Origin of the sequence: Pseudomonas sp. COR18 (assembly GCF_048568395.1) — a bacterium.
Classification (GTDB): domain Bacteria; phylum Pseudomonadota; class Gammaproteobacteria; order Pseudomonadales; family Pseudomonadaceae; genus Aquipseudomonas; species Aquipseudomonas fuscovaginae_B.
This window is the reverse complement of the sequence record NZ_CP183808.1, coordinates 4,329,304-4,343,837: the sequence shown is the minus strand read 5'-3', so window position 1 is coordinate 4,343,837 and position 14,534 is coordinate 4,329,304. Positions and strand designations below refer to the sequence as shown.

The window sequence follows — 14,534 nt, the reverse complement described above, 5'->3', positions numbered from 1 at the left end:
AAGCCCGGCTCCTACAGACGCCGATCCCTGCAGGAGCCGGGCCTGCCCGCGAACAGGCTCCTACAGGGACCACCGGACTCAGAACGCGTCGCCCGGCACCCGCACCCAGCCTTCCATCAGCACCCGCGCGCTGCGGCTCATGATGGCCTTGACCACGGTCCATTCACCGTCGGCCTGGGTGGCCTCGGCACCGACCCGCAGGGTTCCCGACGGGTGGCCGAAACGCACCGAACTGCGCTCGCCACCACCCGCCGCCAGGTTCACCAAAGTCCCGGGAATCGCCGCCGCCGTGCCGATAGCCACCGCCGCGGTGCCCATCATGGCGTGGTGCAGCTTGCCCATCGACAGCGCCCGCACCAGCAGGTCCAGATCGCTCGCCGCCACCGCCTTGCCACTTGATGCGGTGTAGCTGGCCGGCGGCGCGACGAAGGCGACTTTCGGCGTGTGCTGACGCTTGGCCGCCTCGTCGAGGCGCCCGATCAGCCCCATGCGCAGCGCACCATGGGCGCGAATGCTCTCGAACATCGCCAGGGCCTTGGGATCGCCGTTGATGTCGCCCTGCAGCTCGGTACCGGTGTAGCCGATATCCGCGGCATTGACGAAAATCGTCGGGATCCCGGCATTGATCAGGGTCGCCTTGAAAGTGCCGACACCCGGTACCTCCAGGTCATCCACCAGATTGCCGGTGGGAAACATCGAACCGCCGGCGCCCTCCTCCTCGGCGGCCGGGTCCATGAACTCCAACTGCACCTCGGCGGCCGGAAAGGTCACGCCATCGAGCTCGAAGTCGCCGGTTTCCTGCACCTGGCCGTCGGTGATCGGTACATGGGCGATGATGGTCTTGCCGATGTTCACCTGCCAGATCCGCACCACCGCCACACCGTTGCGCGGAACCCGCTCGGCACCCACCAGGCCGGCACTGATGGCGAACGAGCCGACCGCCGCCGACAGGTTGCCGCAGTTGCCGCTCCAGTCGATGAACGGTTTGTCGATCGACACCTGGCCGAACAGGTAGTCGACGTCGTGGTCGGCCTTGATGCTGCGTGACAGGATCACCGTCTTGCTGGTGCTGGAGGTCGCCCCACCCATCCCGTCGATCTGTTTTTCATAGGGATCGGGGCTACCGATGACCCGCAGCAACAGCGCATCACGCGCCGCACCGGGCAACTGCGCCGCCTCGGGCAGGTCGTTGAGGTTGAAGAACACTCCCTTGCTGGTGCCGCCACGCATGTAGGTGGCGGGGATCCTGATTTGTGCTGCGTGGGTCATGAAGCCTCCTGCGGGGCCTGCACACCTGGGTTGCGCGGCAGGACCGGAATGGGTTCGCATTCTTCTGTCAGCTCGCGCTCGCCGACTGGAGGAAGTCCTGGGCAAAACGCTGCAACACGCCGCCCGCCTCGTAGATCGACACCTCCTCGGCGGTATCCAGGCGGCAGGTCACCGGCACTTCGACCTGCTCACCGTCCTTGCGCCGGATGACCAGGGTCAGCGTCGCCCGTGGCGTCCGCTCGCCGATCACGTCGAAGGTCTCGGTACCGTCGATACCGAGGGTCTTGCGATCGGTGCCCGGCTTGAACTCCAGCGGCAACACGCCCATGCCCACCAGGTTGGTGCGGTGGATGCGCTCGAAGCCTTCGGCGACGATCGCCTCAACCCCGGCCAGCCGCACGCCCTTGGCCGCCCAGTCACGGGACGAGCCCTGGCCGTAGTCGGCACCGGCGATGATGATCAGCGGCTGCTTGCGCTCCATGTAGGTCTCGATGGCCTCCCACATGCGCATGACCTTGCCTTCCGGCTCGACCCGCGCCAGGGAACCCTGCCTGACCTTGCCGTTCTCCCGGACCATTTCGTTGAACAGTTTCGGGTTGGCGAAGGTGGCGCGCTGGGCGGTGAGGTGGTCGCCGCGGTGGGTAGCGTAGGAGTTGAAGTCTTCCTCCGGCAGGCCCATTTTCGCCAGGTACTCGCCGGCCGCGCTGTCCAGCAGGATGGCGTTGGACGGCGACAGGTGGTCGGTGGTGATGTTGTCCGGCAGCACCGCCAGCGGGCGCATGCCCTTGAGCGGCCGGGCCCCGGCCAGGGCGCCTTCCCAGTACGGCGGACGACGGATGTAGGTGCTCATCGGCCGCCAGTCATAGAGCGGCTCGACCTTCGGACCGTTGTCCTCGTGAATGGCGAACATCGGCGTATAGACCTTGCGGAACTGCTCGGGCTTGACCGACGCCTTGACCATCGCATCGATTTCCTCGTCGCTCGGCCAGATGTCCTTCAGGCGGATTTCCCTGCCCTCGGCATCCCGGCCCAGCACGTCCTTCTCGATGTCGAAGCGGATGGTACCGGCGATCGCGTAGGCCACCACCAGCGGCGGCGACGCCAGGAACGCCTGCTTGGCGTACGGGTGGATGCGCCCGTCAAAGTTGCGGTTACCCGAGAGCACGGCCGTGGCATAGAGGTCACGGTCGATGATTTCCTGCTGGATCGCCGGGTCCAGCGCACCGGACATGCCGTTGCAGGTGGTGCAGGCGAAGGCCACCACGCCAAAGCCCAATTGCTCCAGCTCCCGGGTCAGCCCGGCTTCATCCAGGTACAGCGCCACGGCCCGGGAGCCCGGTGCCAGCGATGACTTGACCCACGGCTTGCGGGTCAGCCCCAGCCGGTTGGCATTGCGCGCCAGCAGGCCGGCCGCGATGACGTTGCGCGGGTTGCTGGTGTTGGTGCAACTGGTAATGGCGGCGATGATCACCGCGCCGTCGGGCATCTGCCCCGGCACTTCGCTCCACTGCCCGGCGATGCCCCTGGCCGCCAGGTCGCTGGTGGCGACCCGGGCGTGGGGGTTGCTGGGCCCGGCCATGTTGCGCACCACCGACGACAGGTCGAACTGCAGGCCACGCTCATACTGCGCGCCCTTGAGGCTGTCGGCCCACAGGCCGCTCTCGCGGGCGTAGGTCTCGACCAGTTGCACCTGCGCGTCTTCACGGCCGGTAAGTTTCAGGTAATCGATGGTCTGCTGGTCGATGTAGAACATCGCCGCCGTGGCGCCGTACTCCGGGGCCATGTTGGAAATGGTCGCGCGGTCGCCCAGGGTCAGCGCATTGGCGCCTTCGCCGAAGAACTCCAGATAGGCCCCGACCACCTTCTGCTTGCGCAGGAACTCGGTCAGCGCCAGCACCATGTCGGTGGCGGTGATACCCGGCTGCAGCTTGCCGGTCAGTTCGACGCCGACGATCTCCGGCAGGCGCATCCAGGAGGCCCGCCCGAGCATCACGCTCTCGGCCTCCAGGCCACCGACACCGATGGCGATCACGCCCAGCGCATCGACATGCGGGGTGTGACTGTCGGTACCGACGCAGGTATCGGGAAAGGCCACGCCATCACGCGCCTGGATCACCGGGGACATCTTCTCCAGGTTGATCTGGTGCATGATGCCGTTGCCCGGCGGGATCACGTCGACGTTCTTGAACGCCTTCCTGGTCCAGTCGATGAAGTGGAAACGGTCTTCGTTGCGCCGATCCTCGATGGCGCGGTTCTTGGCGAACGCATCCGGGTCGAAGCCACCGCATTCCACCGCCAGCGAATGGTCGACGATCAGTTGGGTCGGCACCACCGGGTTGACCTGGGCCGGATCGCCGCCCTGGGAGGCGATGGCATCGCGCAGGCCAGCCAGGTCCACCAGGGCGGTCTGGCCGAGAATGTCGTGACAGACCACCCGGGCCGGAAACCAGGGGAAGTCCAGGTCGCGCTTGCGCTCGATCAGTTGTTTGAGGGAGTCGGTCAGCGTCGCCGGCTCGCAGCGGCGCACCAGGTTCTCGGCCAGGACCCGGGAGGTGTAGGGCAACGTGGCGTAGGCCCCGGGCTGAATCGCATCGACCGCCGCGCGGGCATCGAAGAAGTCCAGGTGACTGCCGGGCAGCGGTTTGCGGTATTGGGTATTCATGGTCTGGGACTCGATCACGGTAAGGTCAAAGGCACACACGGCTTGTCGACCCTGCCTCTGTAGGAGCCGGGCTTGCCCGCGAATAAGGCCTTGAGGCCGCTAAAAGCTTCGCGGGCAAGCCCGGCTCCTACAGGAAAGGGGCCGCCCCAGGTCGTGCGTTCTTCGGTCAGCGACGCTCGATTGGCACGAACTTGCGCTGCTCGACGCCGGTGTACTCGGCACTCGGACGGATGATGCGGTTGTTGGCACGCTGTTCGAACACGTGCGCCGCCCAGCCGGTCAGGCGCGAGCAGACGAAGATCGGTGTGAACAGCTTGGTCGGGATGCCCATGAAGTGATACGCCGAGGCATGGTAGAAGTCGGCGTTGGGGAACAGTTTTTTCTGCTCCCACATGGTCTTGTCGATCGCCTCGGATACCGGGAACAGCACGGTATCGCCCACCTCATCGGCGAGTTGCCTGGACCAGCCCTTGATCACCTCGTTGCGCGGGTCGCTGTCCTTGTAGATCGCGTGGCCGAAGCCCATGATCTTGTCCTTGCGCGCCAGCATGCCGAGGGTACCTTCGATGGCCTCCTGGGCCGAGGCATAGCGTTCGATCATTTCCATCGCCGCCTCGTTGGCGCCGCCGTGCAACGGGCCGCGCAGCGAACCGATGGCCGCGGTGACGCAGGAGAACAGATCGGACAGGGTCGAGGCACAGACCCGCGCGGTAAAGGTCGAGGCGTTGAATTCGTGCTCCGCGTAGAGGATCAGCGACACGTCCATCACCTTGCGATGCAGCTCGCTCGGCGCCTTGCCGTGCAGCAGGTGCAGGAAATGTCCGCCCAGGGACTCCTCGTCGGTCATGCAGTCGATACGCTTGCCTTCATGACTGAAGCGATACCAGTAGCACATGATCGCCGGGAAGGCCGCCAGCAGGCGGTCGGTGGCTTCATGCTGGCGGGAGAAATCGCCTTCGGGCTCGATGTTGCCCAGGAAGGAACAGCCGGTACGCATCACGTCCATCGGGTGGGCGTCGGCCGGAATGCGCTCGAGCACCTCTTTCAGTGCCTGGGGCAGGTCGCGCAGGGTGCGCAGCTTGCCCATGTAGGCCGCCAGCTGGGTGGCGTTGGGCAGTTCACCGTACAGCAGCAGGTAGGCGACTTCCTCGAAGCGCGCCTCGGCCGCCAGCTCGCGCACGTCATAACCGCGATAGGTCAGGCCGGCACCGGCCTGGCCCACGGTGGACAGGGCAGTTTGTCCGGCAACCTGGCCACGCAGGCCGGCGCCACTCAGTACTTTTGCTTCAGCCATTGTCTTCTCCAATTCTTGATTTTGTCGGGAACCTGGCAACAGAGGGAATGCTTCAGCCCTTCTTCTGGGCGAACAGCGCATCGAGCTTCTGCTCGAAGGCGTGGTAGTCGATACGATCGTAAAGCTCCATGCGGGTCTGCATGGTATCGATCACGCTCTGCTGGGTGCCATCGCGACGAATCGCGGTGTAGACGTTTTCCGCCGCCTTGTTCATGGCGCGGAACGCCGACAGCGGATACAGCACCAGCGATACATCGACGGACGCCAGTTGCTCGGTGGTGTACAGCGGTGTCGCACCGAACTCGGTGATATTGGCCAGGATGGGCGCCTTCACCCGGTTGGCGAACAGCTTGTACATCTCGAGCTCGGTGATGGCTTCCGGGAAAATCATGTCGGCACCCGCCTCGATGCAGGCGGCTGCGCGTTCCAGGGCGGCCTCCAGGCCTTCCACCGCCAGCGCATCGGTACGCGCCATGATCACGAAGCTGTCGTCGATACGGGCATCGACGGCCGCCTTGATACGGTCGACCATTTCCTGCTGGGACACGATTTCCTTGTTCGGCCGGTGACCGCAGCGCTTGGCGCCGACCTGGTCCTCGATGTGGATCGCCGCCGCGCCGAACTTGCTCATCGAGCGCACGGTACGCGCGACGTTGAACGCCGAGGAGCCGAAACCGGTATCGACATCCACCAACAGCGGCAGGTCGCAGACATCGGTGATGCGCCGCACGTCGGTCAGCACGTCGTCCAGGCCGCTGATCCCCAGGTCAGGCAGGCCGAGGGAGCCGGCGGCGACCCCGCCACCCGACAGGTAGATCGCCTTGAAACCGGCGCGCTTGGCCAGCAGGGCGTGGTTGGCGTTGATCGTGCCGACCACCTGCAGTGGATGTTCGCTGGCGACCGCATCGCGGAAACGCTGACCGGGCGTGTTTTTGTTGGAACCCTGACTCATGACTCACCTCGTGGAGTGGCTGTCGGTTTCGCGCCGTCCTGGTAGTGACGCGCAATATTGCGTTTCGAGGCGCCGATGTGACGGCGCATCAACAGTTCGGCCAGTTCGCCGTCGCGATCGGCGATGGCATCGAGAATCCGATGGTGCTCGGCAAAGGCCTGGCGTGGCCGGTTGGGTGTCGCGGAAAACTGGATGCGGTACATGCGCACGAGCTGATAGAGCTCGCCGCAGAGCATCTGGGTCAGGGTCCGGTTGCCGGCGCCCTGGATGATCCGGTAGTGGAAGTCGAAGTCGCCTTCCTGCTGGTAATAGCCGACACCCGCCTGGAACGCCGCATCACGTTCGTGGGTGTGCAGCACCTGGCGCAGTTCCTCGATCTCTTCACGGGTCATGCGCTCGGCGGCGAGGCGGCAGGCCATGCCTTCGAGGGATTCGCGGATTTCGTAGAGTTCGATCAGTTCGGCATGGCTGAGCGAAACCACCCGCGCCCCGACATGGGGCACCCGCACCAGCAGGCGCTGCCCTTCCAGGCGATGGATGGCCTCCCGCAACGGGCCACGGCTGATGCCGTAGGTGCGGGCCAGTTCCGGCTCGGAGATCTTGCTGCCGGGGGCGATCTCGCCCTTGACGATAGCGGCCTGGATACGCCGGAAGACGTTCTCGGACAGGGTTTCCGAATCCTCCTGGGGAGTCGGCGGCGGCTCCAGATTCTCCAGCATATTGTCGACACCTTTAAAATCGATGACGGTAAAACTAGCCAATCAGGCCGTCGCAGTCAAAGAATTAATCGATATTGTCGACAATAGTCTAAGAGCCCTGAAAAATACCGGATCGTGACAAGGACAGCCGCCCCGGCGCTGGCGCCATAAAACCAGCATGTTAGAATGCCGCGCGCATCTGACGATGCCATGCCTGTCATCTTCATCTGACAGACGCACGAGGAAGCTTGCGCGGTATTGCCAGTCACCTTGAATACGCGCCAGGACTTATGAGACTCAAGCCCTACCCTCTACTGCTTTTGTTCCTTCTCTGCCTGCCGGGCCTCGGCAGCGCGGCCGAAAAGACCGTGTACGGGCTGAACGAGTATGCGACCCTGGGCGGTATCGACCTGGAAGTCGCGGCCAAGCTCGATACCGGCGCCAAGACCGCCTCCCTCAGCGCCCGTGACATCAAACGTTTCAAACGCAACGGCGAGAGCTGGGTACGCTTCTACCTGGCCATCGACACCGCCCACTCGCACCCCATCGAACAGCCGCTGGCCCGGGTCAGCAAGATCAAGCGCCGCTCCGGCGACTACGACCCCGATGAGGACAAGGCCTATACTGCCCGCCCGGTGATCACCCTGAATGTCTGCATGGGCAGCGCCTTGCGCACCATTGAAGTGAACTTGACCGACCGAAGCGCTTTCCAATACCCGCTTCTGATTGGCTCCGAGGCGCTCAAGCGCTTCGATGCGCTGGTAGACCCCAGCCTTAAATACGCTGCCGGCAAACCCGCCTGCACCGCCGACGCTCTAACCGCCGAGTAATTCGCATGCGTTCTCTTACCCTCCATCTGAAAGTCCTGATCGCTATCCTGGTGGTGCTGGGGATTTCGGTCACGGCCTATCAGATTTTCGTGCTGGGGATTCCGGTCACCGAAGATGCCACCGACGACCTGTGGAACATCGACGCCAAGGTCGAGTTCGTCGCCGCCAGCAAGGACCCGGTGAAGATCCAGATGTTCGTGCCGCCGCTGAGCCGCGACTACGTGAGCCTCAACGAGAGTTTCATCTCCAACAATTACGGGGTCAGCGTCAACCGCACCGATGGCAACCGCAAGGTCACCTGGTCGGCCCGTCGGGTCAGCGGCAAGCAGACGCTCTACTACCGCCTGGTGCTGACCAAGCGCTACACCGGCGAAAAACCCAAGGTCAAGGGCCCGACCTTCCGTGACAGCATGGCCATCGAGGGCCCGGAAAAAATCGCCGCCGAAGCACTGATGGCGCCGATCCGTCAACATTCGGCCGATGTCGAGACCTTCATCAGCGAAACCATCAAGCGCGTCAACAACCTCAATGATGACAACGTCAAGCTGCTGCTGGCCGGCGATCCGTCGACCCCGCACAAGGCGCAGATCATCGAGTTGCTGCTGTCGATCGCCCACGTGCCGCTGGAGAAGGTCCACACCATCCGCCTGGTGGCCGACCAGCCGCAGACCCCGGAACTCTGGCTGCGCAGCTTCAACGGCAACGACTGGCTGTACTTCAACCCGGATACCGGCGAACAGGGCCTGCCCGAGGACCGCCTGGTCTGGTGGACCGGCGACGACAACCTGATCACCGTCGAGGGCGGCAAGAAGGCCAGCGTCAACTTCAGCCTGAACAACAGCGAGATGAACGCCATCCGCCTGGCCAAGCTGACCGACGAGAATTCCGACGCCAACTTCCTCGAATACTCGCTCTACGGCCTGCCGCTGCAGACCCAGCAGACCTTCATGATCATGGTGATGATCCCGATCGGCGTGCTGGTGATCCTGATCCTGCGCAACCTGATCGGCCTGCAGACCCTCGGCACCTTCACCCCGGTGCTGATCGCCCTGGCGTTTCGCGAGACGCAGTTGGGCTTCGGCATCGTGCTGTTCACCATCATCACCGCCCTCGGCCTGTCACTGCGCTCCTACCTGGAACACCTGAAGCTGCAGATGCTGCCGCGGCTGTCGGTGGTACTGACCTTCGTCGTGGTGCTGATCGCCGCCATCAGCCTGTTCAGCCACAAGCTCGGCCTGGAGCGCGGCCTGTCGGTGGCGCTGTTCCCGATGGTGATCCTGACCATGACCATCGAGCGCCTGTCCATCACCTGGGAAGAGCGCGGCGGCGGCCATGCGATGAAGGTCGCGATCGGTACCCTGTTCGCCGCCTCGCTGGCGCACCTGATCATGAGCGTGCCGGAGCTGGTGTACTTCGTCTTCACCTTCCCGGCGGTCCTGCTGATCCTGGTGGGCTTCATGCTGGCCATGGGGCGCTATCGCGGCTACCGCCTGACCGAACTGGTGCGCTTCAAGGCCTTTCTCAAGGAAGACGCCTGATGTTCGGCCTGTGGAAAACCTGGAAGGCCCTGGAAGCCAAGGGCATCATGGGGATCAACCGGCGTAACGCCGACTATGTGCTCAAGTACAACAAGCGCAGCCTGTATCCGATCGTCGATGACAAGATCATCACCAAGGAACGGGCGATCGCCGCCGGCATTCACGTGCCGGAAATGTACGGGGTGATCTCCACCGAAAAGGACATCGACAAGCTCGGCGAGATCATCGGCGGGCGCAGCGATTTCGTCATCAAGCCGGCCCAGGGTGCCGGCGGCGATGGCATCCTGGTGATCGCCGATCGCTTCGAGGGACGCTACCGGACCATTTCCGGGCGGATCATCAGCCATGAGGAAATCGAGCACCAGGTGTCCAGCATCCTCACCGGGCTGTACTCCCTGGGCGGCCACCGCGACCGTGCCCTGATCGAATACCGGGTAACCCCCGACCAGATCTTCAAAAGCATCAGTTACGAAGGCGTGCCGGACATCCGCATCATCGTGCTGATGGGCTATCCGGTGATGGCCATGCTGCGCCTGCCGACCCGCCAGTCCAGCGGCAAGGCCAACCTGCACCAGGGCGCCATCGGTGTCGGTGTCGACCTGGCGACCGGTCTGACCCTGCGCGGCACCTGGCTGAACAACATCATCCGCAAGCACCCCGATACCACCAATGCGGTGGACGGTGTGCAACTGCCCAACTGGGACGGTTTCATGAAGCTGGCCGCCGGCTGCTACGAGTTGTGCGGCCTGGGTTATATCGGCGTGGACATGGTCCTGGACCAGGACAAGGGCCCGCTGATTCTCGAACTCAACGCCCGCCCCGGGCTGAACATCCAGATCGCCAACGACTGCGGCCTGACCACCCGGGCCCAGGCGGTGGAAGCCCACCTGGAAGAACTGGCAGCGGCCGGCCTCAGCGAAACCGCGGAGGAGCGGGTACGCTTCGTACAGCAGTTGTTCGGCCATGTGACCCCAAGGAATGTCTGACGAGCAGGAGCAGATTTGCCCTGTAGGAGCGTGGCTTGTCGGGGCGCCGAACCGCCGCGAAGCTTTTGGCGGTCTCAAGGACGCTTTCGCGGGCAAGCCGCGCTCCTACAGGGCTCAGATAAATCCGACTCCCACCGGCACGGCATCAATAACGCCCTACCCACGCACTCCCTGAATTCCGGCTCATGGATATAACCATCACCACATCCCTCTAGGAGCATTTCCTACAGGAGACTACAATCGCCCTCCCCGCCCTCAAGGCTGATTCGCCCCGCATGCAGACCTGCTCCGTATACCCGCTGCCCTATTCCCCCGACCCCGCCGGTTATTTCGCGGCCATTCGCCACGCCCCCGGCGCGGTGCTGCTCGACAGCGGCCGGCCGGCCGCCGAGCGCGGGCGCTATGACCTGCTCAGCGCCTGGCCACTGGAGCAGTTGAGCGTGCTGCCGGATGAACGGGGCGAGGATTTCCTCGTGCGCCTGCGCGGCACGCTGGCACGCCTGGGACGAGCCGAGTTGCCCGCCACCGTCGAGCTGCCATTCGCCGGCGGCCTGATCGGCTACCTGAGCTACGACTTCGGCCGCCACCTGGAAGCCCTGCCCAGCCAGGCCCGGAACGATCTGCAACTGCCCGACGCGTGCTTCGGCCTGTACGCCTGGGCACTGATCAGCGATCACCAGCAGGCCACCAGCCAGCTGGTATTCCACCCCACCGTCGCAGAGGAGGAGCGCGAGCGCCTGGTGCAACTGTTCAGCCAGCAAGCGCCCACCGAGACCGCCAGTTTCCGGCTGAACGCACCGATGGCCGCCGATCTCGACGCCGAGTCCTATCGCCAGGCCTTCGAGCGTATCCAGCAGTACATCCAGGCCGGCGACTGCTACCAGGTCAACTTCGCCCAGCGTTTCCGTGCGAGCTGCCAGGGTGACCCGTGGGCGGCCTACCTGGCCTTGCGGGCCGCCTGTCCGACACCGTTCTCCGGTTTCCAGAGCCTGCCGGACAACGGCGCGGTGCTGAGCCTGTCGCCGGAGCGCTTCATCCGGGTCAGCGCCGGCCAGGTGGAGACTCGGCCGATCAAGGGCACCCGCCCACGGGGCCGGGATGCCGCCGAAGACGCAGCCAACGCCGCGCAGTTGCTGGCCAGCACCAAGGACCGTGCGGAAAACCTGATGATCGTCGACCTGCTGCGCAACGACCTCGGCCGTACCTGTCGGATCGGCAGCGTGCGGGTGCCGGAGCTGTTCAGCCTGGAGAGCTACCCGAACGTGCATCACCTGGTCAGCAGCGTGACCGGCGAACTGGCCGCCGGCCGCGACGCCCTCGACCTGATCGCCGGCAGCTTCCCGGGCGGCTCGATCACTGGCGCACCGAAGATCCGCGCCATGCAGATCATCGACGAACTCGAACCGACGCGCCGCGCGCTGTACTGCGGCTCACTGCTGTACCTGGACGTACGCGGCGAGATGGACAGCTCGATTGCCATCCGCAGCCTGCTGGTCAAGGACGGCCAGATCAGTTGCTGGGGCGGCGGAGGGATCGTCGCCGACTCCGACTGGCAGGCCGAATACCAGGAATCCATTACCAAGGTGAAAGTTCTGCTCGATACCTTGCAGACACTCTAGATGACATCACGCGCGCTGGAGCCGGCTTGCCCACCACCCTGGAATCTCCCACCGGCCGGATTTTGTTACTATTGCCCCCTATATGAGCGCAAAGCGCCAACGACTGTAGGAACCGCCTGATGAGTCAACCGTTCGACGTCGCCGAACTCGCCGCGACATACGCCACAAAATCCCCCCAGGACATTCTCAAGCTGGCCTTCTCCCAGTTTGGCGACGACCTGTGGATATCCTTCAGCGGCGCCGAGGACGTGGTCCTGGTGGACATGGCCTGGAAGCTGAACAAGAACGTCAAGGTGTTCAGCCTCGATACCGGCCGCCTGCACCCGGAAACCTATCGGTTCATCGACCAGGTTCGCGAGTTCTACAAGATCGATATCGAGCTGATTTCGCCGGATCACACCCGGCTTGAGCCCTTCGTCAAGGAAAAGGGCCTGTTCAGCTTCTACAAGGACGGTCATGGCGAATGCTGCGGCATCCGCAAGATCGAGCCGCTGCGGCGCAAGCTGTCCGGCGTGAACGCCTGGGCCACCGGCCAGCGTCGCGACCAGAGCCCTGGCACCCGCAGCCAGGTGGCGGTGCTGGAAATCGACAGCGCCTTCTCGACCCCGGAACGTCCCCTGTACAAGTTCAACCCGCTGGCGCAGATGAGCAGCGAAGAAGTCTGGGGTTACATCCGCATGCTCGAACTGCCCTACAACAGCCTGCATGAACGCGGCTTCATCAGTATCGGCTGCGAACCCTGCACCCGCCCGGTACTGCCGAACCAGCACGAACGCGAGGGCCGCTGGTGGTGGGAGGAAGCCACGCAGAAGGAGTGCGGCCTGCACGCCGGCAACCTGATCAGCAAAGGCTGACCCCGGACGCGGAGCGTGGGAACGATCGGTCACTGAGCCTGAACGTTTGCCATGAAAAAGCCCCGAACCAGTCGGGGCTTTTTCATGCTTGCTGTCGAAGGTCAGCCGGCGCGGATCATTCCCATGCTCTGCGTGGGAATGCCGTCAAAGGACGTTCCGCGTCCGCTCGCATGGCAAGCAGTGATCAGTGCACCGGCAGTTCGACACCCTCGAACAGCTCTTCCAGTTCCTGCTTGTTGTGGCACTGGATGGCCTTGGCCATCACTTCGCGGGTCAGGTGCGGCGCGAACTTCTCGATGAAGTCGCACATGAAACCACGCAGGAAGGTCCCGCGGCGGAAGCCGATCTTGGTGATGCTGGACTCGAACAGCTCGCTGGCGTCGAGTACCACCAGATCCTTGTCGAGCACCGTATCGACTGCCATCTTCGCCACGATCCCCACCCCCAGGCCCAGGCGGACATAGGTCTTGATCACGTCGGCGTCGGCGGCGGTGAACACCACTTTCGGCGTCAGGCCGCGATGGCTGAAGGCTTCGTCCAGCTTGGAGCGTCCGGTGAAACCGAATACGTAGGTGACGATCGGGTACTCGGCCAGGGTTTCCAGGGTCAACTTCGGCAGCTTGGTCAGCGGGTGCCCCTGAGGCACCACCACACAACGGTTCCAGCGATAGCAGGGCATCATCACCAGGTCACCGAACAGCTCCAGCGCCTCGGTGGCAATGGCGAAATCGACGGTACCGTCGGCGGCCATCTCGGCGATCTGCATCGGCGAGCCCTGGTGCATGTGCAGCGCGACATCCGGGTACTGCTTGATGAAGTTGCTGATCACCGGCGGCAGGGCATAACGCGCCTGGGTGTGGGTGGTGGCGATCGACAGGGTGCCTTTCTTTTCGTTGGAGAACTCCTGGGCGATCTGCTTGATGCTTTCGACCTTGCGCAGGATCTCGCCGGCGGTGTTGATGATGCGCTCGCCGGCCGGGGTGACGCGGGTCAGGTGCTTGCCACTGCGTGCAAAGACTTCCACGCCCAGCTCGTCTTCGAGCAGGCGGATCTGCTTGCTGATACCTGGCTGTGAGGTGTAGAGACTTTGCGCCGTCGCGGAAACGTTGAGGTCGTGGTGCGCCACTTCCCAGATGTAGCGCAGTTGTTGGAGCTTCATATGTATCCCTCAAAGCAGGTAGACGCCACAGGCAGCAGCGGCGATATATAACTATATGAAAGGTTTGAAGAATAAATCTAGAACTTTTTATCAATCCGCCGAATTTCGCCTCAGTTGTCGTCATGCCGACGGCGCTGCAACAGCGGCACGAGGTACACCGGCACCTGCGACAACTGCAGGACCCGCGCTGCGGTGCGGCCCAAGTGTGCCTGCGCACCGGAGCCATGGCTGTGACTTCCGACAATCAACAGATCGACTGCCAGCCGTTGCGCCTGGGTGAGAATGACCTGCGAAGGATCCCCCTGGAGCACCTGAACCGACTGGATCATCGCCAGGTCCTGCTGCCCTTCCCCCAACTCCTCGCGAAAGCTGTCCAATACCCGTTGCTCGATATTGGCCATCACGGTGTTAAGACCCTGGCTGTGCAATTCGTTCAATGCCTGCTCGTCCAGATAGCTCTGCAACACCGACTCCGCAAACAGCCCCATGGGTTCGACCGCGTGCACCACATGCAAGTCGGCCTTGAACGTTCGAGCCAGACCCAGCGCATGCTGCATGACGTAAGGCGCATACAGGCCGAGGTCGGTGGCATACAGCATCGAACGAATCATGGGACCTCCTCGATTGCCAGAATGGCGGAGATGGATTGAGCTTAGCAGCGCACCGGACAGTT

12 protein-coding genes are annotated in these 14,534 nt (G+C 63.7%); 5 read left to right on the top strand and 7 right to left on the bottom strand.

Annotated elements, in window-relative coordinates:
- Window positions 1–78 precede the first annotated feature (78 nt).
- From prpF to ACM62G_RS20060, 5 genes are all read right to left on the bottom strand, one after another.
- Window positions 79–1,269, bottom strand: coding sequence for a 2-methylaconitate cis-trans isomerase PrpF (prpF, locus tag ACM62G_RS20080; protein WP_273826048.1), 1,191 nt, complete (start codon window positions 1,267–1,269; stop codon window positions 79–81).
- A gap of 67 nt (window positions 1,270–1,336) precedes the next feature.
- Window positions 1,337–3,931: a Fe/S-dependent 2-methylisocitrate dehydratase AcnD gene (gene acnD / locus ACM62G_RS20075; RefSeq protein WP_273826047.1), complete on the bottom strand. Its 2,595-nt coding sequence runs from the start codon at window positions 3,929–3,931 to the stop codon at window positions 1,337–1,339.
- 166 nt (window positions 3,932–4,097) lie between these two features.
- Window positions 4,098–5,225: a bifunctional 2-methylcitrate synthase/citrate synthase gene (gene prpC / locus ACM62G_RS20070; RefSeq protein WP_273825203.1), complete on the bottom strand. Its 1,128-nt coding sequence runs from the start codon at window positions 5,223–5,225 to the stop codon at window positions 4,098–4,100.
- Window positions 5,226–5,277: 52 nt separating this feature from the next.
- Window positions 5,278–6,177: a methylisocitrate lyase gene (gene prpB / locus ACM62G_RS20065; protein ID WP_054056768.1), complete on the bottom strand. Its 900-nt coding sequence runs from the start codon at window positions 6,175–6,177 to the stop codon at window positions 5,278–5,280.
- Window positions 6,174–6,896 carry a GntR family transcriptional regulator gene (locus ACM62G_RS20060; RefSeq protein ID WP_419735389.1) on the bottom strand — a complete coding sequence of 241 codons (723 nt, stop codon included), beginning with the start codon at window positions 6,894–6,896 and terminating at the stop codon, window positions 6,174–6,176. The genes prpB and ACM62G_RS20060 overlap by 4 nt, the downstream gene beginning before the upstream one ends.
- Window positions 6,897–7,165: 269 nt before the next feature.
- On the opposite strand from ACM62G_RS20060, the gene ACM62G_RS20055 reads away from it, so the two are divergent.
- The 5 genes from ACM62G_RS20055 to ACM62G_RS20035 all read left to right on the top strand — a co-directional run bounded on the left by ACM62G_RS20055 (window position 7,166) and on the right by ACM62G_RS20035 (window position 12,702).
- A complete protein-coding gene (locus ACM62G_RS20055) occupies window positions 7,166–7,705 on the top strand; it encodes an ATP-dependent zinc protease (protein WP_054056770.1) in 540 nt (179 codons plus the stop codon).
- A 5-nt stretch (window positions 7,706–7,710) separates the two neighbouring features.
- Window positions 7,711–9,243, top strand: a complete 1,533-nt coding sequence (locus tag ACM62G_RS20050) for an inactive transglutaminase family protein (protein WP_419735388.1) — start codon at window positions 7,711–7,713, stop codon at window positions 9,241–9,243.
- On the top strand, window positions 9,243–10,229 hold the full coding sequence (locus ACM62G_RS20045) for an alpha-L-glutamate ligase-like protein (RefSeq protein ID WP_273825200.1): 987 nt from the start codon (window positions 9,243–9,245) through the stop codon (window positions 10,227–10,229). Before ACM62G_RS20050 ends, ACM62G_RS20045 begins: the two co-directional genes overlap by 1 nt.
- A 275-nt stretch (window positions 10,230–10,504) precedes the next feature.
- Window positions 10,505–11,848, top strand: a complete 1,344-nt coding sequence (gene pabB, locus ACM62G_RS20040; protein ID WP_419735387.1) for an aminodeoxychorismate synthase component I — start codon at window positions 10,505–10,507, stop codon at window positions 11,846–11,848.
- A 119-nt stretch (window positions 11,849–11,967) separates the two neighbouring features.
- Entirely contained in the window at window positions 11,968–12,702 is a 735-nt protein-coding gene (locus ACM62G_RS20035; protein WP_273825197.1) for a phosphoadenylyl-sulfate reductase, read from the top strand.
- A gap of 184 nt (window positions 12,703–12,886) precedes the next feature.
- Here ACM62G_RS20035 and cysB read toward each other — a convergent pair whose 3' ends face one another.
- Entirely contained in the window at window positions 12,887–13,861 is a 975-nt protein-coding gene (gene cysB, locus ACM62G_RS20030) for an HTH-type transcriptional regulator CysB (RefSeq protein WP_054056775.1), read from the bottom strand.
- 110 nt (window positions 13,862–13,971) lie between these two features.
- Entirely contained in the window at window positions 13,972–14,472 is a 501-nt protein-coding gene (locus tag ACM62G_RS20025) for a universal stress protein (protein ID WP_419735386.1), read from the bottom strand.
- Window positions 14,473–14,534: the final 62 nt, after the last annotated feature.